This window comes from Heliomicrobium modesticaldum Ice1 (assembly GCF_000019165.1).
In the GTDB taxonomy this organism is placed as follows: domain Bacteria; phylum Bacillota; class Desulfitobacteriia; order Heliobacteriales; family Heliobacteriaceae; genus Heliomicrobium; species Heliomicrobium modesticaldum.
The window spans coordinates 2255163-2280000 of record NC_010337.2; the positions used below are offsets into that span (position 1 = coordinate 2255163).

The window sequence follows — 24838 nt, forward strand, 5'->3', positions numbered from 1 at the left end:
CTTGATCAAAAGGATTGCCATCTTGGGGTCGACAGGCTCCATCGGTCGACAAACGCTGGAGGTCGTCGATCGGAGTGAAGGTCGCTTGACTGTGCAGGCCCTGGCCGCCGGCAGCAACTGGAAAGAATTGCTTGCTCAGATCGAGATCTATCGGCCGCGCCTGGCGGCAATGATGGAAACAGAGGCGGCGGAACGGCTCGCCGAGGCGCTTTGGGAACGGGGGTTGCCCATCCCTGTCGTGACTGGTGAGGCGGGTCTGGCTGAAGCGGCTTGCCTGCCTGAGGTGGATACGGTCGTCACCGCCGTCAGCGGTGCCATCGGCTTGGGGCCGACGATGGCGGCCATCGAGGCAGGAAAAGAGATCGCCCTGGCCAATAAGGAGACCCTCGTCGCCGCCGGTCCGCTCGTCATGGCAGCGGCGCGCCGCCGCGAGGTGACCATCCTGCCTGTCGACAGTGAGCACTCGGCCATCTTCCAGTGCCTGCAAGGCCAGGACCGCCGCTTGGCGCGCCTGATCCTGACGGCCTCGGGTGGACCCTTCCGGGACAAGAGCCTGGAAGCGTTGCATCAGGTCACGCCGGAAGACGCCCTCCGTCATCCTAACTGGCGCATGGGACCTAAGATCACCATCGACTCGGCCTCGCTGATGAACAAGGGACTGGAGGTGATCGAGGCGCGCTGGCTCTTTGACATCGATTTTGACGACATCGAGGTGCTCATCCATCCCCAGAGCATCGTCCACTCCATGGTCGAGTTTGCCGACGGCTCCATTCTCAGTCAGATGGGCTTGCCTGACATGCGACTGCCCATCCAATACGCCCTCACGTACCCGGAGCGATGGCAGACCGGCTGGCCCCGCCTCGACATAACGAAGACGGCGGCGCTGACCTTCCGGCGGCCCGATCTGGAGCGGTTTCCGTCCTTGGAACTGGCGATCACGGCCGGGCGGACAGGCGGATCCTTGCCTGCCGTCATGAACGCTGCCAACGAGGTGGCTGTCCACGCCTTTTTGGACCATCGGATCGGTTTTATGGATATCCCTCGCATCGTCCGGGAGGCGATGGAGGCCCATGAATGGCAGAAAGAGCCGGACCTGCCGGCGATCCGCCAAGCCGACGCGTGGGCTCGGCGCTTTGCGACGGAACGGGTAGGAGAGGGAAGGGAGGTTTCCGCTTGATCACATTCCTGGCCTCGGTCTTCGTGTTCGGGTTGATGATTTTCTTCCATGAATTTGGACATTTCGCCGTCGCCAAGGCGGTTGGCGTCCGGGTTCTGGAATTCAGCATCGGCATGGGTCCGCGGTTGTTCGGCTTGCGCCGGGGACCCACCCTCTACGCGTTGCGCCTCCTCCCCGTCGGCGGTTTTGTGCGCATGGCCGGTATGGAGCCTGGCGAAGACGGCCAGTTTCCGGCGGCAACGTCCGATCCGGGCAACTTCAACAACAAGACAGTGTTGCAACGGGCGGCGGTGATCTTCGCCGGTTCTTTTATGAACTTCATCCTGGCGTTTTTGCTGTTCATCTACATCTACACCATCATCGGCGTGCCGACCTACTCCAACGTCATCGGCGACGTCCTGGAGGGCAAACCGGCCCATAGAGCCGGCATCCGACCGGGTGATCGCATCGTTGCAGTCGACGGTAAAGCGACCGCCAACTGGGCAGAACTGATCCAGGAGATCCACCCCAGGGGCGGTCAGGAACTGACCCTCACGGTGGAGCGCCAGGGCGCGGTCCGCCATGTTAAAGTCGTTCCGTCTGTCGATCCCGAGCGCAACGTCGGGCAGATCGGGATCACCGTCGATGACCAGTCGGTCTATCACGAGAAAAAGGGACTCTTCACATCGCTGAAGCTCGGTATCGTTAACACCGTCGCCATCACCACCATGATTTTGCAGTCGATCTTTCAGATGCTCACCGGTGCCGCGCCGGCTGAGGTGGGCGGGCCTGTCATGATCGTCAGCGAGATCGGCAAGGCGGCGCAGGTGGGACTGATGCCCCTCTTGATGCTGGCGGCGGTGCTCTCGATCAACCTGGGCTTGCTCAATCTCTTTCCTATCCCTGCCTTGGACGGCAGTCGGCTCGTCTTCCTGGGTCTCGAGGCCCTGCGCGGTCGGCCCATCGACCCGGCCAAGGAGAGCATGATCCATATGATCGGCTTTGCCCTCCTGATCGGGTTGATGCTGCTTATCGCTTATAAAGACGTGCTGAAACTGTTAGGGGGGGGATAAGCCCGATGGAAATTGCACTGCCTCGTCGAAAGACCCGCCGTATCTATGTTGGGACTGTTCCTATCGGCGACGGGGCGCCTGTGTCGGTCCAGTCCATGTGCAACACGGACACCCGCGACGCAGCCGCTACACTCGATCAGATCAGCCGTCTCGTTGCCGCCGGTTGCGAGATCATCCGGGTGGCCGTCCCTGACGCCCAGGCTGTTGAGGCGCTCCCCGCCATTGTCCAGGGATCTCCCGTCCCGGTCATCGCTGACATTCACTTCGACCATCGCTTGGCCATCGGCGCTCTCAAGGCCGGTGTGCAAGGCCTGCGACTCAACCCCGGCAATATCGGCGGCGCCGTTCCTGTGCGGGAGGTGCTGGCCGCCGCACGGGAACGGCAGGTTCCCATTCGCATCGGCGTCAACGCCGGTTCTTTGGAAAAAAGGCTCTTGGAGAAGTACGGCGGCGTCACCCCGGAGGCCTTGGTGGAAAGCGCCCTTGGCCACATCGGTCTGCTCGAAGACGAGAACTATCCCTGGATGAAGATCTCCCTTAAAGCCTCCTCGGTGCCACTCATGTTGGCGGCCTATCAGTCGTTGGCTGAAAAAGTCGACTACCCGCTGCACATCGGCGTCACCGAAGCAGGGACGGTCCGCTCCGGCATCATCAAGTCAGCCGCCGGCATCGGTGCTCTCCTCGCTCAGGGGATCGGTGATACCTTGCGCGTCTCCCTGACGGGCGATCCCTTGCCGGAAGTTCGCACAGGTTGGGCGATCCTCAAGTCGTTGGGCCTGCGGAAACGCGGTCCCGAGCTGATCTCCTGTCCGACCTGTGGCCGTTGCCAGGTCAACCTGACTGCCGTCGCCGAGGCGGTCGAGATGGCGCTGGAGAAAGAGACGAGGCCGATCAAGGTGGCTGTCATGGGGTGTGTCGTCAACGGCCCTGGCGAAGCGCGCGAGGCCGATGTGGGCATCGCCGGCGGCAACGACTGCGGTCTCATCTTTCGCAAAGGCGAGATCGTCCGTAAAGTCTCCCAGGCCGAAATGGTGGGGGCTCTGCTGGCGGAGATTGAGAAGTTGCCGGCCCAGTAGCGCCCCGCCGTGTCATTCACAATGGATCGCGATTATGGAGCAAATGACATGCGAAGTTGACTTTCATGGGAAGTGAAATTTGCGCCTGAAGGGCAGAGGAAATGGCAAAACTATCTATGACGTCTCGTACGCCCTGAACAAAGTTGTCTGCAACGCGGCATCGCATAGCGGATAGGCAGTGTAAGCATGCCGATGCGCGGTCAAAGCAAAGACAAAAACCAAAAATGTAATACATAAAAAAGAGAACTGTCTCCAGAAATACTGTGGAGTGTGACGACACCGTGCGCATGTCGCGACTTTTTGCCCCCACTTTGCGGGAAATACCGGCGGAAGCCGAAGTCATCAGCCATCAATTGCTGCTGCGGGCCGGCTTCATCCGTCGCTCCTCAGCCGGCGTGTACCACTACCTCCCGTTGGGTCAACGGGTGCTTCAGCGGATCATGGCTATCGTCCGCGAGGAGATGAACGCTGCCGGCGGACAGGAACTGCTGATGCCGATCATCCAGCCGGCGGAGATCTGGCTCCAGTCAGGCCGCTGGCACGTCTATGGCGACGAACTCTTCCGTCTGAAAGATCGGCATCAGCGCGATTTCTGCCTTAGCCCGACCCATGAGGAGAGCATCACCGATCTGGTCAAAAACAACGTCTCCTCCTACCGGGACCTGCCGATGCTGCTCTATCACATCACCAACAAGTATCGGGACGAGCGTCGCCCCCGCTTCGGCCTGATGCGAGGCCGCGAATTCATCATGAAGGACCTCTACTCCTTTGATCGCGACGAAGCGGGTTTGCATGAATCTTACATGAAAATGTACCAGGCTTATGTGAACATATTCCGCCGCTGCGGCCTCACCTTCCGCCCTGTTGAGGCCGATCCGGGCGCCATCGGCGGCACCGGCGGCTCCCATGAGTTCATGGTCCTCGCCGAATCGGGCGAGGCGGAGATCGTCTATTGTGACGCCTGCGATTACGCCGCCAATACGGAGAAGGCCGAGTGCAAACCTCAGGTGACGCCGGGTCTGCCGCCGCTGCCGGTGGAGCAGGTGGCCACGCCGGATCAGAAGACGATCGAAGAGGTCTGCAACTTCCTCAAAGTCGCCCCGGCAGACACGATCAAGACAATGGTCTTCCGCGCTGACGACGACCTCGTCATGGCGCTGATCCGCGGCGACCGGGAGATCAATGAAGTCAAGCTGAAAAACCTCCTCGGCTGCCTCGATCTCCGCATGGCCACTGAGGAAGAATGTCGGGAGGTCAGCCCTGGCGGCGCCGGTTTCCTTGGCCCTGTTGGCATCGAGGAGATCCCCATTTACGCCGATCCTGAGGTGATGGCAATGACGCGGGCCGTCGCCGGTGCCAATGCGCCGGGCGCCCATCTGATTCATGTCTGCCCTGGGAGGGACTTCACCGTCATAGCGACGGCCGATCTGCGACTCGTTCAGGCGGGTGAACCTTGTCCCCAGTGCGGTGCTCCCCTCAAAAAGGCCCGCGGCATCGAGGTGGGTCAGGTCTTCAAGCTGGGCACCAAATACTCGAAGGCCCTGAACTGCACCTTCCTCGACGAAAAAGGCCAGGAAAACCTGATGGTGATGGGCTGCTACGGCGTCGGCGTCAGCCGCACCATGGCGGCTGCCATCGAGCAGAACCATGATGACAACGGCATCGTCTGGCCCATGGCCATTGCCCCCTTTCAGGTCCTCGTCGTGCCCGTCTCGAACAAAGACGCCGCCCAGATGGAGGCTGCTGAGGCCATTTATAAGGAACTTATTGCCAAGGGCGTCGACACATTGCTCGATGACCGGCCCGAACGAGCCGGCGTCAAGTTCAAGGACGCTGACCTGATCGGCATCCCTGTCCGCATCACCGTCGGTAACAAGCTGGCCAGTGACGGTGTGGTGGAGGTCAAGCTGCGCCGAGGCGGCGAGCAGTTCACTGCCTCCCGGGAGGACGTGGTTGCCCAGGTGCAGGCGCTGATCCGGGAGCAAATGGAAGCGACGCCCGTTAGTTAAGTGATGAGACTCGCTGCCCAATGAAGGGCGGCTTTCAAAACACACCGCTCGGCCCTATTACTGACCAAGAGGTGAAGCTTTTGTCTCTCTCCGTGATCATTCCGGCTTATAATGAGGAACGCACTGTGGCTGACGTTGTTCGAGCCGCTCTTGCTTCTCCTTATCGGGATGACGTGATCGTCGTCAACGACGGCTCGGAGGATCAAACGGCATCACAGGCGCAGGCGGCCGGCGCCCGGGTGCTTGAACTTCCCGAAAACAGCGGCAAGGGCGCCGCCATGAAGGCCGGCGCCCTTGCCGCTTATCATCCGGTGTTGCTTTTTCTTGACGCCGACTTGATCGGCCTTCGGCCGGAACACATCGTCCACCTGGCTAGACCCGTATTAGAAAACAAGGCAGATATGGCTGTCGGCATCTTCGAACAGGGTCGCTCGGCGACCGACCTTGCCCAGATGGTGGCGCCCTACCTGTCAGGACAGCGGGCGATCAAAAAAGAGATCCTTTTGGATGTGTATGCCTTGGCCGATACCCGCTATGGTGTGGAGGTAGCCATAACCCGCCATTTCCGGGACCGTCCCCACCTGCGCAGCCAAGTGGTCTTCCTGTTCGGGCTGACACATCGCATGAAGGAAGAGAAGCTGGGGTTGGTCGAGGGATTCAAGGCGCGGATGAAGATGTACTGGGAGGTCGGTTCGGTTATCCTGGAGCGTGAGCGCAGGACTGACAGAAGAGGGTAAAATACCTCTTCTCACCAGATATTGTAAAAACGATCATCGGAAAGCGAGGGAAGGTGTGTAGGCCTTCTTTTCTTTTTACTTTCCGAGGTTCACTTAGACAGCGCAGACAAGGGCATTCGACAAAGGCCATCTAGACAACCTTTTGCAGGTTCCTTGTCTTCTTTACCGCTCTTTCACGTAAGCTCTATTAATGGAGTCTGTCTAAAAACCCCCTCAAGAGAGGGCAAAAAGCAAGACGTTTTTATATGGAAATTGGTGGAATTTAAAGGGAATTCGACTCTTCGCGTCGAAGGATATAGGTACAAAGACTGTTTATAGCGAGGCGATGTACCTTGTTTCGATTCGATGTGGACCCCCAAGTTAGCTTTTACGACTTTGCAGCCCTCTGGGACCAACTTGTGCCTGCCGATTCCGTCTTTCGCCTGTTTCGTGAATTGGCGCCCCTATTAATACAACCGGAGGATTTTACAGGTCTCTATTGCCTTGACAACGGACGTCCCAGTCATGCGGCCCGGCAGATGACGATGGCCTGCATGTTACAGGAAATGCTGGGCGAAACAGACCGGGGGATGGAAGCACAGACACGTGTGAACATCGAGGTCAAGTTTGCGTTAGGAATGGCCCTCGATGAACCGGGCATTGATCACGCCAATTTTGGCGTCCACCGGCAACGGCTCATCCAAAAGGAACTTGATAAGGTCTATCTCGATCGCTTTATCCGGTTGATGTACTACCTGGGCGTTTTGACAGGGAAAGAACCTTGGATAACGGACACGACCCATGTCATAGCTCCCATCAGTGCCCCCACGACCATCGAACTGATCCGCCAAGCCATGCGCCTGTTGGTGCGTCTTTTGGCGAAGCAATACAGTGTTCCATGGCATGCAATCCCCCATGCCCCTCGGGCGGTACGTTACCTGGAAACAGTGACGGAAGTGAAAGAGCATAACCTGGACGATAAGGCCAAAATGGAACGGCTTGTTGAAGTGGTCAGCGAGGCTGACGAACTGCTGGCCTACGTGGAGTCATCGGAGGCTTCGTGGAAGAAGAAGCCCGATGTCATTCATTACGCCCTTTTGCTTTGCCGTATCCTCCGTGAACGAATCATTCGGAAAGATGATGGAACTCTTGAGATAGCCCCCGGCGGTTCTGTCAAAGATATGATAGTTTCGGCTGTAGACAGCGAAGCCCGTTTCGGTTGTAAGGGCAAGACGAAATGGCGCGGGTATAAGATGGCCATCGTCGAAGTCGGAAATTCCGGATTTATCGCCGCCGCCGAGGCCATGAAAGCCAACGACTATGACGGCTCCAGTCTGGTGCCGTTAGCGGATCAGCTTCCCACCGATTGTGTAGAAAACCCGACGATCATTGGAGATACCCACTATGGTGCGGGCGATGACCGTGTCACCCTCAAGGAAAAAGGCATTGACGTAGTGGCGCCACTTTCACCAAAGACAAAATGTGATATCCTCGCGGGCGAGGGATTTCAAGTTTCCGAAGACCAAACACAACTGATCTGCCCGAGAGGAAAAGTCATCACCACCTATTCGGAAGTGGCAGATGGGAAGAACTTCGTGCTTCGCGCCAAGGACCATGATTGCAAGCACTGCCCTCGTTACACGACCTGTTTTAAAGAAAAGAAACATCGGCGCACGATTTTTATTCACAACGCCTATGGTGTCATGCTCGAGGCGGCAAAGCACTCCCAAACGAAAATCTATAAGGAACAGATGCGTCTTCGCAGCCGCATCGAAGCCAAGCAAAATGAACTGGTCAACCGTTACGGACTGCGCCGGGTTCGCCGTATCGGAAAACGAAATCTGGCTTATGCCGCCCGGCTCAGCGCGTTAGCGGCGAACTTTCAAAAACTCAACCGTCTACGAAATGATAAGAATGCAACCATGGTGTTGGAGGTGAGTGCCTTACGCGGTGTTGCTTTCAAAAAAGCCGCATAAGGTGCAAGGGGGAGATCTGCCCTTTTTGAGGAAAATCCTCAAAAAGGGCCGGTGAGACCGATAAAAAGACTCTAGTTTTTTGCTGTTTGTATTAAAAAATCATGCTTTTGCAAGGGCTGGCTAGGGAATTTGCTTATTTTCTAGACGGCCTCTAATGGGAACTTAACAACTCCCGCCCAGGAGGAGGCGTCGGCTTTGTGGAAATGATCGATGCAGTGAAATGGGTGAAAAGGGACAGCTTTAAGGGGTGACCGGCAAGGCAGCAAGACAAGGTGGCGCGGGGGCGCGCAAGAAAAACCAACAGGGAAAGGCGGCTGGCACATTGGAAGATCTCAAGATCTACATCCTTGACACCAACGTGCTTCTGCAGGACCCCGAAGCGATTTTCGGGTTTCACGATAACGACGTGGTGATTCCGGCGGCTGTTATCGAAGAGTTGGATGGAAAAAAGAGATTTCAGGACGAGATCGGGCGCAGCGCCCGCCTGGCTTCCCGGTTGATTGACGGGATGAGAGACAAAGGTTTTCTCCATGTGGGGGTTCCACTTCCCGATGGCGGCCTCTTGCGGGTGGAACTCAACCATCGCGATCTGTCCGGTTTTCCTGAGGCTTTTCAGCCAGCCACCAATGACAACCGCATCCTCTCTGTGGCCTTCAATTTGAAAAAAGAAGAGGCACTTCGGGGCGGCAAGGGGAGACCGGTGATCATTGTCTCCAACGACGCCATTGTGCGCATCAAGGCCGATGTGTTGGGCATTGAAGCCCAGGAATACAAACGGGATCGAGTGGCCTACGACCGCGACCTCTTTATGGGTTTTCGCGAATTGACCGTCCCGGCCTGGCTGATCGACCGGCTTTACAGGGGACAGTCGATCGCCCCCAAGGAAGAGCCCTTGCTGGCCGGCATTCCTTGGTGTCCCCACGAGTTCGCCATCTTGCGCGATGCCTTGGGTTCGAGTCGTTCCGCCATCGTCCAGGTCGGCGGTGATTGTCGGGAGATGACGCTGGTGCCGCCGTCCACCCCGTCGGTCTGGGGCGTGACCCCCCGCAATGCGCAGCAGAAGATGGCCTTGCGCCTGCTGCTGGACGACAACATCCCCCTTGTCACCATCTGCGGCAAAGCGGGCACCGGCAAGACCCTGCTGGCGCTGGCCTCTGCCCTCCATAAAACGATGGACGAGGAACGCTATAAAAAGATCCTCGTCTCTAAGCCGGTCGTGCCGATGGGGCGGGATATGGGTGCACTCCCCGGCGAGATCGACGACAAGCTGCGTCCGTGGATGCAACCGATTTACGATAATCTGGAATTCCTGCTCGGTTCCAAGAGCGATATGATGAAAGATATCTTGGAGGAGTACGGAACCATCCAAGTGGAAGCCCTGTCTTATATCCGGGGACGCAGCATCCCCAAGCAGTTCATCATCATCGACGAGGCCCAGAACCTCTCCAAACACGAGATCAAGACCATCGTCTCCCGCGTGGGGGAGAACAGCAAAATTGTCATCATGGGCGATCCGCAGCAGATCGACGCGCCTTATCTCGATGAAACGAACAACGGTCTCGTCTATCTGGTGGAAAAATTCAAGCACCAGGAGGCGGCCGGCCATGTGGTGCTCACCAAGGGCGAACGGTCGCGGCTGGCCCAACTGGCGGCGGACCTCTTGTAGCCGGGCAACCAGAGGCATCCCTGCCTTGAGCGAAGAGAAACAACATGGTAAAATCAAAAAAGAGGGGTGGCCCTGGGGGGCCACCTGTTTTATGCGACAATGGATTTTCTACGGTTGCGGAGAACATTGGAGAAACAGGAAGACATGAAGACAGATGCATCGCGTGAACAAACAGATGTGCTGATCCTGTCCGTCGAGGCCGGCACAGGCCATGGCCGGGCGGCGCAGGCCGTCGCCAAGGCGCTGGCCTGTCGCGGCATGACCGCCCGGATCGAAGATGCCTTCGCTTTCGGTCCTCACTGGGTCTTTGCCTCCGTTATCGGCACCTACCTCCGTGTGCTCCAACTGGCGCCGTCCCTTTACCGCTTTCTCTATTATTCGGCAGCCCGGCCCAAGGCTGGTTTTTTGGGGCAACAACTGATGACAGCCTACCTGGAGGCATTTATCGGCGAGGGAATGGCTGACTTGATCCGCCGGAGCCAGCCGAAGGCGATCCTTTGTACCCATCCCTTTCCGATGGGGGTGCTCTGCCGCTTCCAGGAAAAAGGGTGGTTGAAGCAGCCCTTGGCCGGCGTAGTCACCGATTTCTGCATCCATCCCTTCTGGGCTTTTCCAGGCGTCCACCGCTACTACGTGGCCGGAGAGGCGCTCCTGGACGAACTGGCTTCCTACGGATTGGATCGGGAGCGGGGACAGGTGACCGGCATCCCCATCGATCAGTCCTTCCAGCAGGCCGCCCGTTTGTCCCGCAGCGAGGCAGAGGCGCAGTTGGGCCTTTCACCGTCAAGGCGACGGCTGCTCGTCATGGGAGGCGGGCTCGGCCTCGGTCCCGTTGAAGACTGGGTCCGCGGGCTGCTCAAGGCGTCCCTGGCTGACATGCAGATCGTCGTTATCGCCGGTCGCAACGAAGACCTGGAGAGGCGCCTTCGGACGATCATCGCGCCGCCGGAACGGCTCGTCGTCCTGGGTTTCACCGACCGGGTGCCGGCGCTGATGGCCTGCAGCGACCTGTTCATCACCAAACCGGGCGGTCTGTCCTCGTCGGAGGCGCTCGCCATGGGCCTGCCGCAAATCCTCTTCCCGCCCCTGCCCGGCCATGAGGAGGTCAACCAGCGCTTCCTTATCCGTCACCACAGCGCCTGGGAGGTCAAAGAGGAGGAGCTCATCGCCCAAGTCGAGGCGATCCTTGCCGACGAGAGGGAATTGGAGAAGCGCCGCGAGGCGGCTCGTCGGTTGGGCAACGTCTTTGCCGCCGACGCGGTGGCTGCCGATGTGGCGAAGCTGATCGGCTGAACCGTGAATGAAATTGCGGAGATAGGCGGCAGCGCCCTGCTGAACAGGCCGCCGTGGAGCGGATCACATAGCGACAACAAGGTTTTTTCGTAAGACACGACTGTATTTCGGTATTGGGGGTACTCGAGTGGCCACAATGCCTGACACCCTTTCGCCCGGCTCATCCGGTCCAGTGGGGACGGGCGCAGGCGCAATCGGTTTTCAGGGGAACAATCCGGCGCCGACGCATGCGCCCTTTTCCGTCTGCCGCGTCACCGTACAGCGGCAAAAGGCCGCCTGGACCATCGTCGCGCGAGCCTGCCAACCTTGGAACGATGACGAGCTTCGGGCTTTTCGCGACAAGATCCACGCAGCCGTTCCGGGGCTTCGGGAACTGTCCGTACATATCGAATGTCCCTTGGAGGAGCCGCAGCAACTGGTCGACGCCTACTGGGAGTGCTTGGTCCGCGCTGCCGTGCCCGAAAGCCGCCCCGGCGTGCGCAAAGCCTTGATAAAAGCGCAACCCCGCCTGCGCAACGATGGCCTCGTCCTCACTGTCGACCCGGCCCAGGCCAACTGGTTGCGCAGCCGCCGCGTCGACCGCGACCTGGCCGAGACGGCCGATCGCCTTTTCGGTGTCCGCCTTCCCGTCATATTGGAAGAGGCGGAACCGCAGATGAACGACGAATACCTGCTCGCCCAGGAAGAGGAGGAAAAACGCCTCCTGGCAGAGCAGCTCAGGGCTGCCGCCGAGGTCAACGGAAAGGGCGGGACCAGCGGCGGAGGGAGCGAAGCAGGAGACAAAGGCTCCGCCCCTGCCGGCGAGATCTACGGCAAAACCATCGGCGACAGGACATTCATGCCGATCCGGGACATCCAGGACGAGGAGAAGAGCGTCGTCATCGAAGGCCGCGTTTTCGGACTAGAGACACGGGATCTGAAATCGGGTCGCCGCCTTGTCACCTTCCACATGACCGACGAAACTGATTCGATCACCGTCAAGGTCTTCGAGGGCGAAAAAGAAAACATCACCGACGACGGCCGCCTCAAAAACGGCGCCTGGGTGAAGGTGCGCGGCTCGGTGCAATTCGATAAGTGGCAGCAGGAGCTGACCGTGCTGGCCCGCGACATCAACAGCCACAAGGCCGTCATCCGGCCCGACAATGCCGCCGAGAAGCGCGTCGAGCTCCATGCCCACACAAAGATGAGTTCTATGGACGGCCTCGTCTCCGCCAAAGACCTGGTCGCGCGGGCCGCCTACTGGGGCCACCCGGCCATCGCCATCACCGACCACGGCGTTGTCCAAGCCTTCCCGGAAGCCTTCGAGGCGAGCCGCAAACTCAAGATCAAGGTCATCTACGGCGTCGAGGGCTACCTTGTCGAGGAGATGCCAGCGCCGAACGGCGAGAAGCTCAAATCATGGCACATCATCATCCTCGTCAAAAACATGACAGGCTTGAAAAACCTCTACAAGTTGATCACCAAGTCCCACCTGGAGTACTTTGAACGGCGTCCCCGCATCCCCAGAAAGATCCTGGAAGAACACCGCGAGGGCCTGATCCTGGGCAGCGCCTGCGAGGCCGGCGAATTGTTTTCGGCGATGCGCAAAGGTGCCAGCGATGACGACCTGAAGCGGATCGCCGCTTTTTACGACTATGTAGAGATCCAGCCCATCGGCAACAACCTTTTTTTATACAAAAAAGGGGAGGTTCCCTCCGAAGAGGCCCTTCGCGATCTTAACCGCCGGGCTCTGCGCATCGCCGACGAGGTGGGAAAGCCTATCGTGGCCACTGGCGACGTGCACTTTCTGGAACCGCGTGACGAGTGCTACCGCCGTATCCTGATGGCCGGCAAGGGCTTTGCCGACGCCGACGACCAGGCGCCCCTTTACCTGCGCACGACCGATGAGATGTTGGCCGAATTCCACTACCTCGGCGAGGCCGACGCCAAGCGCTGCGTCATCGACAACCCGCGTCTCATCGCCGACATGGTCGAGGAGATCAAACCGATCCCCGACGAGTTTTTCCCGCCCATCATCGATGGCGCCGAGGACCAGATCCGGGAGATGACAGAAGGGATGGCGGCGGAGCTTTACGGCGACCCATTGCCCGAGGTGGTCCGCAAGCGCGTCGACAAGGAACTGCACTCGATCATCTCCAACGGTTTCTCCGTTCTCTATCTCATCGCCCACAAGCTGGTGAAAAAATCGAATGACGACGGCTACCTTGTCGGCTCTCGGGGTTCTGTCGGATCGTCCCTGGTGGCCACTTTCACTGGCATCACCGAGGTCAACCCTCTGCCGCCCCATTACCGTTGCGGCCACTGCAAGCACTCTGAATTCATCATGGACGGCTCCATCGGTTGCGGCGCTGACCTGCCCGACAAAAACTGCCCCCGCTGCGGCCAACTGCTGATCAAAGACGGCCACGACATCCCCTTCGAGACCTTCTTGGGCTTCGAAGGCGACAAGGTGCCTGATATCGATTTGAATTTCTCCGGCGAGTACCAGCCGCGAGCGCACAAGTTCACGGAAGAGCTCTTCGGCAAGGATTACGTTTTCCGGGCCGGCACCATCGCCACCATCGCTGAGCGGACCGCCTATGGCTTCGTCAAAAACTACTTGGACGAAAAGAAGATCCCCGTCCGCAGCGCCGAACTGAGCCGGCTTGTCAGCGGCTGTACCGGCGTCAAACGTACCACAGGCCAGCACCCCGGCGGTCTGATGGTCGTGCCCCGTTACGGCGACATCCATGACTTTACCCCTCTTCAGCGCCCCGCCGACGACACCAAGTCGGAGACGATCACGACGCACTTCGACTACCACTCTATTTCGAGCCGCCTCGTCAAATTGGACATCCTCGGCCACGATGACCCGACGGTGATCAAGATGCTCGAAGACCTGACGGGTGTCAACGCCAAAGGAATCCCGCTGGATGACGCCAAAACCATGTCCCTCTTTTGCAGCACCGAGGCCCTTGGCGTCACGCCCGAGCAGATCCGCTCCAACACCGGCACCTACGGCATCCCCGAGTTCGGCACCAAGTTCGTCCGCCAGATGCTGGAGGATACGAAGCCGAAGACCTTCTCCGACTTAGTCCGCATCTCCGGCTTCTCCCACGGCACCGACGTGTGGCTCAACAACGCCCAGGACCTGATCAAGAGCGGCATCTGCAAGACCGGAGAGGCCATCTCTACGCGGGATGACATCATGATCTACCTCATGTACCGGGGTCTGCCGCCGAAAAAAGCCTTCTCAATCATGGAGGGCGTCCGAAAGGGCAAGGGCGTCAAAGCCGACGACGAGCAACTGATGCGGGAAAACAAGGTGCCTGAGTGGTACATCGAGTCCTGCAAAAAGATCAAATATATGTTCCCCAAAGCCCACGCCGTCGCCTATGTGACGATGGCCTTCCGCATCGCCTGGTTCAAGGTCTACTATCCGGAAGCCTTCTACGCCTCCTTCTTCACCGTCCGGGCCGATGAATTTGACGCCGACCTGATCTGTCAGGGCTCGGCCCATGTGCGCAGGACTATTGAGGAGATTGAGCGCAAGGGCAACGAGGCCACCGCCAAGGAAAAGAACCTGCAGACCATCCTCGAACTCGCCCTGGAGATGTACGAGCGAGGCATCCACTTGCAACGGGTGAACCTGGACCGCTCTCACGCCACCAAGTTTATCATTGAACCGGAAGGCCTCCTGCCGCCTATCGGCAGTCTTCCTGGCGTCGGCGCCACTGCCGCCCAGAACATCATGGCCGCCCGGGAGGAGGGGCCCTTTTCATCGATCGAGGATTTGCGGGTGCGGAGCCGGGTGAGCAAGACGGTGATCGAGGCATTGCAGAAGCATGGGACTTTGGACGGGATGTGTGAGACAGATCAGTTATGTTTGTTCTGATGTTCCATAGGCAATTTGATCAAGAGTCCTTGTGCCGGCCTTTAGTTAGATAGTTGATAATGAAAGAGGGAATGGTCTGCCGAACCGGGTCATTCCCTCTTTTTCATTTCAAAATCCTCTGTGCTGTCGACGACCTTCGTGATTCCACTGCCGAACAGGGAGGAGCCTTTGACGAATGCTGATTCCTCTTTCTTGAACCGAATAAGAGAGAGCCCGCTTGAACTCTTCGAGTAATTTAGAAAGGCATAGGGAATACTCCCATAATGAGTTCGTCTTTTGGAGGCTCCCCCATGTCAATTGAAGGGATAATCGAAGCCGCAGCCTGGCTAGTCATGACGATCGCCTTGTTTTTGCTCGTGCCGAAGGAAAAAATCAGAGACGCCATGGTTGTTTTTTTCTTCAAACAGGTGCTTACTTGGTTTTTCGGCATCCTCGTCGTGCAGTGGAACCTGATCGCCTATCCTGTACGCTTATTCGCTAATGCCATAAAAACCAGCTTTACCTTTGAATTCTACATCTACCCCGGCCTCTGCGTGTTGTTCAACCTATACTATCCGGAACAGGGCAGCTTCATCAGAAAAGCAATTCATTACTTCGTCTTTACCACAGGTATTACGATATTCGAGGCATTCCTGCAAAAGTATACAAAGCTCATCGAGTACATTCATTGGGGCTGGCCTTGGACTTGGATCACCTTATTTCTGACCTTTCTGGCTTCCCGTTACTTCTACCGGTGGTTTCGAGGTGATTTCACCAGCAAGGCTGTGCCCGTTGCGGAGGATCCTAGACCCCGGAGGTGAACAAGATGGCGGTGAAGCATTAATTTAAGATTGACTAGATTAATTTTTTCTCATTCCTTTTGACTTCCTTTTCGAAAAAAAGATATCCTGACAATAGGGCAGAATGTGTCCGCCCATACTTGGGCGATCGAAAGCGGGGAATCGTCAACCCATGCAAGACTCTATCTGGCTCTACCGCATCTATGAAGTGGCCAAAGAGTTCGATCTTGGCCTGGTGCAAGCCTTGTTCATGAAGGAGAAACCGACGAGCCGCATGCGCCTGTCCAGGGTGCGGCCGAAGTCGATCATCATCGAGAACCCGCCGGTATCGATGGAACTGGGGACCTGGGAGATCCCTATTGAAGGGCGTCTTTATAAAGGACAGGTGGTGGCACGCGTCTATGACCTGGGCGTCGTCAGCCTGATCCTGCAGATCATCCTTCCCGAGGACCTCACCTATGAACAACTCTTGGACTTGTCGGTGGCTCTCTACAACCTTGACGACTTGGAGGCGCTCTTTCACCAGTGGCGTGATTCTGTAACGAGCACATTGGCCGGCGCCATGGAGCCGCTCCACGAAGGGAAGGTGGAGGAGGATTTCACCCTCTTTTTCTTTCGCCGCTGGCGGGAGAACTGGGATCCGGTGCCGGTGCTGCTGGCCGAGCGGGAGACGGTCAGCGCCCAGATGCGTCAGGAGACGATGAAGAACTCCTTCGCCTACGGCCGGAAGGATCATGCCATCCTCACCTGGGATTCGGCTCTCGTCTATGACGCCGAGGGGAGCACCGACATCCCCGACCTGATCGAATTTGCCTTGACCCAACTGGTGGAACTGCGCTATTACGACGAGCTCCTGTCCGGCGAGATGAACCAGATGTACGATGATATCGACCGCGCCGACCGAGACAACTGGTATTCACGCCTGCGCCAGTACCGCAAGATCATGAAATCCTATATGGAACTGGTCATCGACATCAACGAAGTGACCGAGAAGATCCAGAACGCCATCAAGGTGACCGAAGATATCTTTTACGCCCGTGTCTACGCGGCGGCCACCGGCATCCTGCGCACATCGGTTTGGATGGACAGTATCAAGCACAAGCTCTCGGTCATCGCCAACAACTATTCCCTTCTCAATGACGAGGTTGTCAATCACCGGTCGATGCTCTTGGAATTAGCCATCATCGGGTTGATCGTTTTCGAGGTGCTCATGAGCTTGAGCGAAAAGATCTTTAAATAACGAATCGTCTTTTTTGCAACAAAAAGTGTTAAAATACGACATGGGGTTTCGAATGAGAAGATGGAATTGCGAAAAAAAGACTGTTGGAGCGATGGATTGGGCAAATGAAAGTAATGATTAGGCTACATAACGTAGAGAAAGCATTTGATGGCAATCAGGTACTCTCGCCTATTTCACTGGAGATCCATGAGGGAGAGTTTTTCACTCTCCTCGGCCCCAGCGGTTGCGGGAAGACGACCTTGCTCCGGATCATTGCCGGCCTGGAAACGCCGACAGGGGGTGAGGTTTTTTTGGACGGACAGCCGATGGCCCACTTGCCGCCTTACCGGCGCGATGTGAACATGATCTTCCAGCACTATGCCCTGTTCCCGCACATGACGGTGGAGGAGAACATCCGCTTTGGCCTGAAGATGAAGCAGGTGCCTCAAGCGGAGCAGGATCGGCGGATCGACGAAGTGATCCATCTGACCCAGCTGGGGGAGTTCCGGCGGCGCAAGCCGAAACAACTGTCCGGCGGCCAGCAGCAGCGGGTGGCAATTGCCCGGGCCATCGTCAACAACCCCAAGGTGCTCCTGCTGGACGAGCCCCTCGGCGCCCTCGACTACCAACTGCGTAAAAACTTGCAGTTGGAACTGAAAAATCTGCAGAAAAGACTTGGTCTCACCTTCGTCTATGTGACCCACGATCAGGAAGAGGCCATCACCATGTCAGACCGGATCCTGATCATGAACCGGGGCAAGATCGAGCAACTGGGGACAGTCCATGAGGTCTACCATGCTCCGGAAAGTCTCTTTGCAGCTAAGTTCATCGGCGAGAACAATATCTTCCGGCAGGGGGAAGTCGATTACGCGGTCCGACCTGAAAAGATCAACCATTATGATATCAGCGCTGGTGAGAGCGGGCCGGATCCGGTGCGCCTGCGTCGGGGTGTGATCGAGGAGGTCGTCTTTCACGGCACCATGGACAAGGTCTTTGTCCGCCTTGATGACGGCGCGCTGGTCCTGACCTACCAGTACTTTGACGACCTGCGGAAATGGAAGGTGGGGGAGCGGGTCGGCATCGCCTGGGCGCCTCAGGATGAGGTGAGGTTGCGCCGATGAACAAAGGACGATGGCTGGCCTTGCCCGCCCTGGGGTGGCTCATCGGCTTCTTTTTTGTCCCGCTTCTCTTTGTTGTCGTCATCTCGCTGTGCTCGCGAGGGAACTACGGGGAGATCCTCTACCAGTTCACCCTAGAGAACTATCGGCGTTTTTTTGAGCCCTTGTACATCAACATCCTCTGGGACACCATCGAGATGGCTGCCGTGACAACGGCGCTGACTTTCCTGTTAGGTTATCCGCTGGCTTATCGGATCGTCCGCATGAACCGTTCCTGGCAGAATGTGTGGCTGCTTATGGTGATGGTGCCTTTTTGGATCAACTTTTTGATCCGTTCCTACGCCTGGGTGGTGATTCTCCGCAGCCAGGGCTTGTTGAACACCTTCCTGATCACCGCTGGCTTCATCGACCAGCCCTTGAACCTGCTCTACAACCCGGCGGCAGTCCAACTGGGCATGGTTTATACCCACTTGCCCTTTATGGTGTTGCCTGTCTATGTGTCGCTGGAGCAGCTTGACCGGCGGCTTCTGGAAGCCTCTTACGACCTGGGAGGGACGCCATGGCAGACCTTCCGACATGTGACGCTGCCCTTGACTCTGCCCGGCATCGTTGCCGGCTCGATCCTGGTCTTTGTTTCGTCGCTGGGGATGTTTGTCGTTCCAGACATCATGGGCGGTGCCAAATCGGCTCTGATTGGCAACTTGATTCAGAATCAGTTTCTCTCGGCGCGCGACTGGCCCTTTGGTTCCGCCCTTTCGATATTGTTGACCCTGTTCTCGCTGGTGTTGATCTTTCTCTACTACCGCGTCGTGGAAGCGCAAAAAGGAAAGGGGGGGCGTCAGTGAGAGGCTTGCGCCACCACCTGCTCATCGCCTACTCCCTGGCTGTGCTGGCCTTTTTGTACATACCGATCGTCGTCCTGGTCCTCTATTCCTTCAATGAATCGCGCATCAACGCTCAATGGACCGGCTGGACGATCAAGTGGTACCTCTCGCTTCTCCACAATAGGCAGGTGCTGACTGCCTTGGAAAACAGCCTGCTCATTGGTTTCATCTCGACGGCAATCTCCACCGTCATGGGCACGAGCGTCGCCCTGGCCTTACACCGCTACCGCTTTCGGTTGCAAGGGGCGATCAACAGCTTAATCTACCTGCCGATCCTCGTTCCGGAGATCGTCATGGGTTTATCACTGCTGGTCCTCTTCAGTCAACTGGCGTTGCCGCTGGGGAAGTTGACGATCATCATCGCGCACATCACCTTTTGCATCTCCTTTGTCGTTGTCATCGTGACGGCCCGCTTGGAGGGGATGGGCAACGAACTGGAAGAAGCAGCGCAAGACCTGGGAGCTTCCCCCTGGCAGACCTTTCGTTACGTGACATTGCCGCTGATCTCGCCGGGAATCATCGCCGGGGCGCTTCTCGCCTTTACCCTGTCCATCGATGATTTTGTGATCAGCTTTTTTGTGGCCGGACCCAACTCGACGACGTTGACGCTCTACATCTACGGCATGGTGAAGCGGGGCATCTCGCCGGAGATCAATGCCCTCTCGGCGATCCTGATCGCAGTCATCGTCCTTCTTGTGGTGTTGGTTCAGTGGCTGCAAAACAAGGACCGCGATGACGGTTCGCCGCGGCAGATGCCCTTTTAGGCCTGATTCAGGACGGATATAGAGGCGCAACCCGGACAAACGTACGCGCCACGGCATTTCACAGCAGAGCAATTTTTTAGAGGAGGATGATATCGGTGAATCGGATGAAAGTGATGAAACAGAAAAAAGCCCTCCCAAAACTGTTGGCGAGCCTGCTGACGCTCGCCCTGGTCCTGACAGGCTGTGGCACGACCCAGGCACCTGAGGCGAAAGGCGGCCAGGACGGGGCCAATGGCGGCGAACGGGTACTTAACATCTACAGTTGGGCCGACAACTTTTCGCCGGAAGTGCTGGACGACTTTGCGAAAAAGCACAACTGCAAGGTCAACTATGATGTCTTCTCCAGCAACGAGGAACTGCTGGCCAAGCTCCAGGCCGGCGGTGCCCAGTATGACGTCATTCAGCCCTCCGATTACATGGTGGGCGCCATGGTCAAGATGGGCCTGCTGGAGGAGTTGAACCACAACAGCATCCCCAACATGAAAAACCTGGTCTCCACCTTTCAGACGCCGGCCTTTGACCCTGGTAACAAGCACTCTGTCGTCTACACCTGGGGTATCACCGGCATCGCCTACAACACCAAGTATGTGAAAGAACCGATCAGCAGTTGGCAAGACCTTTGGAATCCCAAGTACAAGGGGCGCTTGGTCCTGCTCAACGACTCGCGGGAAGTGCTGGGCATGGCCCTCAAGAAAAATGGCTTCTCCAACAGCACGAAGGACCAAAAGGAACTGGACAAGGCCTTCAATGACTTGAAGACCCTTGCGCCCAACGTGCTCGCCTTCGATACAGATGACATCAAGCAGAAGTTCATCACTGAAGAAGCCTGGATCGGCACCATGTGGTCTGGCGACGCCGCTTTCGTCTACAAAGACAATAAGGACGTGGCCTTCGTCATTCCCAAAGAGGGCACCACCATCTGGGCCGATACCCTGGCCATTCCCAAAGGTGCCAAGCACCGGGAACTGGCCGAGCAGTTCATCAACTACCTGATGGAACCGGAAGTGAGTGTCAAGAACTACGAATTCATCGGTTACAGCAACCCCAACGAAAAAGCCTTCGCCCAGCACAGCGAGGAGTATCGGAAAAACCCCATGATCAACCTGAGCAAGAGTGAGATCGCCAAAGGTGAGTGGCTCCAAGATGTGGGTGATATGCTGAAGTTTTATGACCGTTACTGGACGGAACTGAAGGCGGGACAGTAAGGAACCGCCCGCCTTTTGCAAACGCGCTAGCGTCTCCCTTGCAAGGAGGTGAGGTCAAAGAAAGTGCCCCTCCAGAAACCTCGCTTTTATCTGGGCTCATTGAACGTCAGAGGGACATGAAAGAAAGCGCCGCAGGTGGAGGAGGGGCAAGGTTGATCTGGCTGACCGTAGAAAAAGGGGCGAATCGACTAGGGAATCAAGTGCTTGGCAATTGCCCCAGGTGGTCGATCGCCTCGTCACAATGGCTAGACTGAGGATGATCTTTGATGTATGCTGTTGATGAGGATAATTGTCGATCCATCGGAAGTAAAAGCTAATTATCTCACAAGTTCATTCATCATCTGTCATGCATCAGGGGGGAATAGACATGTATCATGCTCCGCGGCGATTGCTTCTCCTGACAGCGTTCGTCGGGAGTTTTCTATTTTTATCTGGATGTTCAACGCCTTCAGTCGAGCCAGTCAAGGCGGCTGGCGTACAGGATGTGATCGACAAGGTTCAGGGTGTATCGAAAGGCGAGATCGCCAACCGGCTCAAGGAGGCGTTACAGCAAAAAATAGACGAGACCAAAGCAAAGCAAGACAAGGTATTGCAAGCCGATGGAACGATCAACTGGGACGAAATCGGCAGAACCGAACTGGTCGATCTCAAGCTTGCTTCCTTTCTGGATTGGGAATATAAAGCGACCATGCAAGCCAACGGGATTATGGAAGTCAAAGAGGTGGACAAGCGAACCGGCGAGACGAGAGTTTTTGCCACATATACGGTTCAATTTATTGACGGAAAATTGACTGTCAACTGATAAAAACGAACATACCAATATAGGTAAGTCGGGAGATTGGTTTGAAAGCTGCAACAGTAATCAAAAAATTGCTTAGCTACCAAAGTCAACCTATCCGGACCCTAATTGGTTTGAGGAGGAATGCCCCGTGTTTGAATGGTCAAAATGGAAGGACAGCCAGAGCGGCATTCACCACAAACTGGATTGCTCTGGCACATGGCATCCCACTTGCAAATTCGATTTTTGTCATGAATGTGTCCATGACGCCAAATGCCCGGCGAGAAGCATGCGCTGCAAGTATTGTCTCGACGCCTATCGCGTCAACGGAGTGAGTGGTCTCCACTACCAATCGAAGGATAATATGCAAAGTGAAGCCTCTTAATTTAAGGAGAAGCGCATTTGACACGCCTTTGACCCAGGAGAATCTCATTTGTTATCTCTTCCAGACACTGCGAGTTGCAGTGTCCTTTTTGTTCCGGTGATGGTAGAACAAGACCATGGGCATGATTCGTCCTTCTCCTAGGGCGCCGTAGGTTTGCATCCGCTCCGTCGCCTAGACGGGGATGGACGGCGCTGTGGGGGGATCGGCTCCTTTGTGAGGATCATTTTTTTCGCTTCAATTTACTGGTTCATTGTCCTGTGTTACCATAAAGAAGATTTACACCGATGGAATATCCTGACTGAAACGCTTATCAAGCGTACACGGGGTGAGGGGAATTGCCGATCAGTCAAAATGATATCGATGGACTGATGATTTCTTACGCATATATTTTTAGTCTGTTGCTCTTGGCCACATGGATACAAAAATGGCGTCGTTATTCGGCCGAGTTCACCCGCAAGGTCGTTCATGTCGGCGCAGGGATGTGGATCGTCGGGGCTGTCGCCCATTTCGACCACTGGTACATGGGGATCATCCCAGCCTGCACCTTCATCATCTTCAACTATCTCAGTTACCGCTACCGTCTGATCAAGGCGATGGATCTGGCAGGGGGAACACCGGGAACGGTTTATTTCATCGTTTCGGTGACGGCGCTGCTGTTGTGGTTATGGCCGCAGGGGAAGGTGTACATCGCCGTTGCCGCCACGATGGCCATGACCTGGGGCGATGCTTTTGCGGCCTTATTGGGGCAGGCCTTTGGTAAACACGTGTACAAGGTTGGCGACCACCGGCGCAGTCTCGAGGGAAGCGCCGCCATGTTTACCTTTAGCTTCCTCTCGATCCTGCTTACGCTCCTCTGGATGGATACAGGTATCGAGGGGAACAGGGCATTGGGCCTCGCTTTTTTACTTGCCACAGTCGCCACTTTCCTGGAGGCCTTTTCTCTCAACGGTTTGGATAACATCACTGTGCCCATCGGCACGGGGCTGACCCTCTGGGCGCTGGCGACCTGGAAGGTCGATCTGTCTATGCTCCTGCTCGGAATGGCCTTGAGCGCGTTGATCGGGACGCTGGCTTACTGGCGCCGTTCCCTCTCGGGAAGCGGGGTGGCAGGGGCTGTCATTGTCGGCACCTTGATCTTCGGATTTGGTGGTTGGGTATGGGGACTCACCTTGATCGCCTTTTTCTTCTACGGGTCGGCCCTTTCCAAGTACAAAGAGGCGCAAAAAAACGTTGTGGCCGAAGAAAAGTTTGATAAGGGTAGCCGCCGTGATCTAGGACAAGCCCTGGCCAATGGCGGCTTCGGGTCTTTGCTGGCGGTGCTGCATTTTCTTTTCCCATCTGAACCGGCCTTTTTCGCCGCCTTTATCGGAACGATGGCTACCGTCAACGCCGATACTTGGGCCACCGAGATCGGTGTGTTGAGCCGGCGTCCACCGCGACTGATCACCACCGGTAGATTGGTTCCGCCGGGAACGAGCGGCGGCATCACGGCGGTAGGCACCATTGCCACCATGATGGGCGGATTGCTTATCGGCCTTACCGTATGGATCTTTGTGGGCATTCAAGATGTCATAATGCTCGGTGTAGTGAACCTCGCGGATTATCTGTGGATCCTTCCCGCCGCTGTCGCTGGCGGCTTGGGCGGATCGCTTTTTGACAGTCTGCTTGGAGCGACTGTGCAGGCCATATATGTTAACGCCGAAACAGGAAAGGAAACGGAAAAGAAGGTAAGCCGAAGCGGGGCCAAAAACCGGTTCAGTCGCGGACTGCTCTTTATGGACAACGATATGGTGAATTTTCTCAGTTCCGGTTTCGGCGCGGCGGTAGCGGTGCTGGTCGCTTCGTTTTTGATGTGATCGAATCCGTCAAAGGGAATGGCAATTCTGGAGCGCTGAAAGCGTAGAATATCACAAAAGACAAAAGACATACGGAGGTGAAAAGGATGATTCCATCTCAATGGCGACAACCATCGGCGGAAGGGGTTGGTCTGATGCGTCCGCTCTACAATCAGCAGGCCAGCTCTGCTTCGCCTCCCAATGAGATTGGTGAAGCGAGAGGACAGCCGTTGGATGCAGGAGAGGCGCAGCGTCTGGTGAAGATGGACTTATTTCTCGGTTTCCCGTCCTTTTACGCAGATGGATATTCGATCGTTCATACTGGCGCATTTATGTAAAAAAGTCCTCCCCCTTCTTAATGAGCGGGGAGGCTTTTACATATACAATACGTCAAGGCTAACCTCGCCACCGTCATTGAGCCAAATTCGGTCTGCCCTAGTGACTCAAGGCGTTTGTGCTTTGTAACCTTCTCATAAAGGAGAATGTGGCTCTGACGATTTTGCCAGTACTTGCCTACCATTAAAGTTAAATGATTTATATCTTAGGATACTCCATCAGTAAAGCTATTTTTTGTGAAAGTTACTACAAAAGCGCCTGCTTTTATAGTAAAATAGTGGTTGCGAAAGCGCCAGCATGTCTTAGGGCGCCGTCGGGAAGTTGTAAGCGAAAGGAGTTCTTCCCATGTTTGTCTCTGATGTGGCATCCATCCCGGTTATTCAGCTTGAAGGACCTGGAATCATAAAAGCGGCGAAACAATCGCTGATCGGGCCGGCACAGGGGTGGGACGGCTGGTCGATGCGCCTGTTTACTTTGTCTGAAGGCGGACAGACACCACGCCACAGCCATCCCTGGCCCCATATCAACTATGTTGTGGGAGGACGAGGAACGCTGTTCTTAGGGGGCAAGGAGCATCCCATCCAGGCTGGTTCGATCGCCTACATACCGGGAGGGGAAGAGCACCAGTTTATGAACGTCTCGGGAGAAGATTTTTCTTTTATCTGTATTGTTCCTGCGGAAGCAGACAAGTAGCGT

At 56.5% G+C, this 24838-nt stretch carries 19 protein-coding genes; all 19 read left to right on the forward strand.

The window, feature by feature from the left end; all coding sequences use genetic code 11:
- The first annotated feature begins 1 nt into the window (after position 1).
- The 19 genes from HM1_RS10265 (at position 2) to HM1_RS10360 (ending at position 24835) form a co-directional block, all read left to right on the forward strand.
- The gene (locus tag HM1_RS10265; RefSeq protein ID WP_012283319.1) at positions 2-1177 is read left to right on the forward strand and encodes a 1-deoxy-D-xylulose-5-phosphate reductoisomerase; all 1176 of its coding nucleotides are present in this window, start codon (positions 2-4) and stop codon (positions 1175-1177) included.
- Positions 1174-2229, forward strand: coding sequence for an RIP metalloprotease RseP (gene rseP, locus HM1_RS10270; protein WP_012283320.1), 1056 nt, complete (start codon positions 1174-1176; stop codon positions 2227-2229). Before HM1_RS10265 ends, rseP begins: the two co-directional genes overlap by 4 nt.
- Positions 2230-2234: 5 nt before the next feature.
- Positions 2235-3305 (forward strand): flavodoxin-dependent (E)-4-hydroxy-3-methylbut-2-enyl-diphosphate synthase, encoded by a 1071-nt coding sequence (gene ispG, locus HM1_RS10275; protein WP_012283321.1) that lies wholly within the window; start codon positions 2235-2237, stop codon positions 3303-3305.
- A gap of 281 nt (positions 3306-3586) precedes the next feature.
- Complete coding sequence (locus HM1_RS10280; RefSeq protein ID WP_012283322.1) at positions 3587-5314, forward strand: proline--tRNA ligase; 1728 nt, start codon at positions 3587-3589, stop codon at positions 5312-5314.
- A 20-nt stretch (positions 5315-5334) separates the two neighbouring features.
- Positions 5335-6051 (forward strand): glycosyltransferase family 2 protein, encoded by a 717-nt coding sequence (locus HM1_RS10285; protein WP_012283323.1) that lies wholly within the window; start codon positions 5335-5337, stop codon positions 6049-6051.
- A 332-nt stretch (positions 6052-6383) separates the two neighbouring features.
- Positions 6384-8006 (forward strand): IS1182-like element ISHmo2 family transposase, encoded by a 1623-nt coding sequence (locus tag HM1_RS10290; RefSeq protein WP_012281187.1) that lies wholly within the window; start codon positions 6384-6386, stop codon positions 8004-8006.
- Positions 8007-8328: 322 nt separating this feature from the next.
- On the forward strand, positions 8329-9672 hold the full coding sequence (locus HM1_RS10295; protein ID WP_041315421.1) for a PhoH family protein: 1344 nt from the start codon (positions 8329-8331) through the stop codon (positions 9670-9672).
- A gap of 144 nt (positions 9673-9816) precedes the next feature.
- Positions 9817-10965 (forward strand): MGDG synthase family glycosyltransferase, encoded by a 1149-nt coding sequence (locus HM1_RS10300; RefSeq protein ID WP_187147772.1) that lies wholly within the window; start codon positions 9817-9819, stop codon positions 10963-10965.
- A 136-nt stretch (positions 10966-11101) separates the two neighbouring features.
- Positions 11102-14839, forward strand: a complete 3738-nt coding sequence (locus HM1_RS10305) for a PolC-type DNA polymerase III (RefSeq protein ID WP_012283326.1) — start codon at positions 11102-11104, stop codon at positions 14837-14839.
- Positions 14840-15129: 290 nt separating this feature from the next.
- Positions 15130-15639 (forward strand): CBO0543 family protein, encoded by a 510-nt coding sequence (locus tag HM1_RS10310; RefSeq protein WP_049754114.1) that lies wholly within the window; start codon positions 15130-15132, stop codon positions 15637-15639.
- A 151-nt stretch (positions 15640-15790) separates the two neighbouring features.
- The gene (locus tag HM1_RS10315) at positions 15791-16858 is read left to right on the forward strand and encodes a hypothetical protein (RefSeq protein ID WP_012283329.1); all 1068 of its coding nucleotides are present in this window, start codon (positions 15791-15793) and stop codon (positions 16856-16858) included.
- Between the two features lie 104 nt (positions 16859-16962).
- Entirely contained in the window at positions 16963-17958 is a 996-nt protein-coding gene (locus HM1_RS10320; protein WP_012283330.1) for an ABC transporter ATP-binding protein, read from the forward strand.
- The gene (locus HM1_RS15590) at positions 17955-18800 is read left to right on the forward strand and encodes an ABC transporter permease (protein ID WP_012283331.1); all 846 of its coding nucleotides are present in this window, start codon (positions 17955-17957) and stop codon (positions 18798-18800) included. The genes HM1_RS10320 and HM1_RS15590 overlap by 4 nt, the downstream gene beginning before the upstream one ends.
- Positions 18797-19603, forward strand: a complete 807-nt coding sequence (locus tag HM1_RS10330) for an ABC transporter permease (RefSeq protein ID WP_012283332.1) — start codon at positions 18797-18799, stop codon at positions 19601-19603. The genes HM1_RS15590 and HM1_RS10330 overlap by 4 nt, the downstream gene beginning before the upstream one ends.
- Positions 19604-19707: 104 nt before the next feature.
- Entirely contained in the window at positions 19708-20808 is a 1101-nt protein-coding gene (locus HM1_RS10335; protein WP_236995080.1) for a polyamine ABC transporter substrate-binding protein, read from the forward strand.
- Between the two features lie 367 nt (positions 20809-21175).
- On the forward strand, positions 21176-21610 hold the full coding sequence (locus HM1_RS10340) for a hypothetical protein (RefSeq protein ID WP_041313736.1): 435 nt from the start codon (positions 21176-21178) through the stop codon (positions 21608-21610).
- A 696-nt stretch (positions 21611-22306) separates the two neighbouring features.
- Entirely contained in the window at positions 22307-23827 is a 1521-nt protein-coding gene (locus HM1_RS15960; protein WP_012283336.1) for a DUF92 domain-containing protein, read from the forward strand.
- Between the two features lie 86 nt (positions 23828-23913).
- Complete coding sequence (locus HM1_RS10355; protein WP_148207129.1) at positions 23914-24144, forward strand: hypothetical protein; 231 nt, start codon at positions 23914-23916, stop codon at positions 24142-24144.
- 343 nt (positions 24145-24487) lie between these two features.
- Complete coding sequence (locus tag HM1_RS10360; RefSeq protein ID WP_012283337.1) at positions 24488-24835, forward strand: cupin domain-containing protein; 348 nt, start codon at positions 24488-24490, stop codon at positions 24833-24835.
- Positions 24836-24838: the final 3 nt, after the last annotated feature.

Bases quoted from the DNA above. Each gene is read 5' to 3' on its own strand.
- ispG (WP_012283321.1), top strand. From the start codon at position 2,235: ATGGAAATTGCACTGCCTCGTCGAAAGACCCGCCGTATCTATGTTGGG.
- HM1_RS10285 (WP_012283323.1), top strand. From the start codon at position 5,335: ATGAAGGGCGGCTTTCAAAACACACCGCTCGGCCCTATTACTGACCAA.
- HM1_RS10300 (WP_187147772.1), top strand. From the start codon at position 9,817: ATGAAGACAGATGCATCGCGTGAACAAACAGATGTGCTGATCCTGTCC.
- HM1_RS10305 (WP_012283326.1), top strand. From the start codon at position 11,102: ATGCCTGACACCCTTTCGCCCGGCTCATCCGGTCCAGTGGGGACGGGC.
- HM1_RS10310 (WP_049754114.1), top strand. From the start codon at position 15,130: ATGTCAATTGAAGGGATAATCGAAGCCGCAGCCTGGCTAGTCATGACG.
- HM1_RS10315 (WP_012283329.1), top strand. From the start codon at position 15,791: ATGCAAGACTCTATCTGGCTCTACCGCATCTATGAAGTGGCCAAAGAG.
- HM1_RS10320 (WP_012283330.1), top strand. From the start codon at position 16,963: ATGAAAGTAATGATTAGGCTACATAACGTAGAGAAAGCATTTGATGGC.
- HM1_RS15590 (WP_012283331.1), top strand. From the start codon at position 17,955: ATGAACAAAGGACGATGGCTGGCCTTGCCCGCCCTGGGGTGGCTCATC.
- HM1_RS10335 (WP_236995080.1), top strand. From the start codon at position 19,708: ATGAAAGTGATGAAACAGAAAAAAGCCCTCCCAAAACTGTTGGCGAGC.
- HM1_RS10340 (WP_041313736.1), top strand. From the start codon at position 21,176: ATGTATCATGCTCCGCGGCGATTGCTTCTCCTGACAGCGTTCGTCGGG.
- HM1_RS10355 (WP_148207129.1), top strand. From the start codon at position 23,914: ATGATTCCATCTCAATGGCGACAACCATCGGCGGAAGGGGTTGGTCTG.
- HM1_RS10360 (WP_012283337.1), top strand. From the start codon at position 24,488: ATGTTTGTCTCTGATGTGGCATCCATCCCGGTTATTCAGCTTGAAGGA.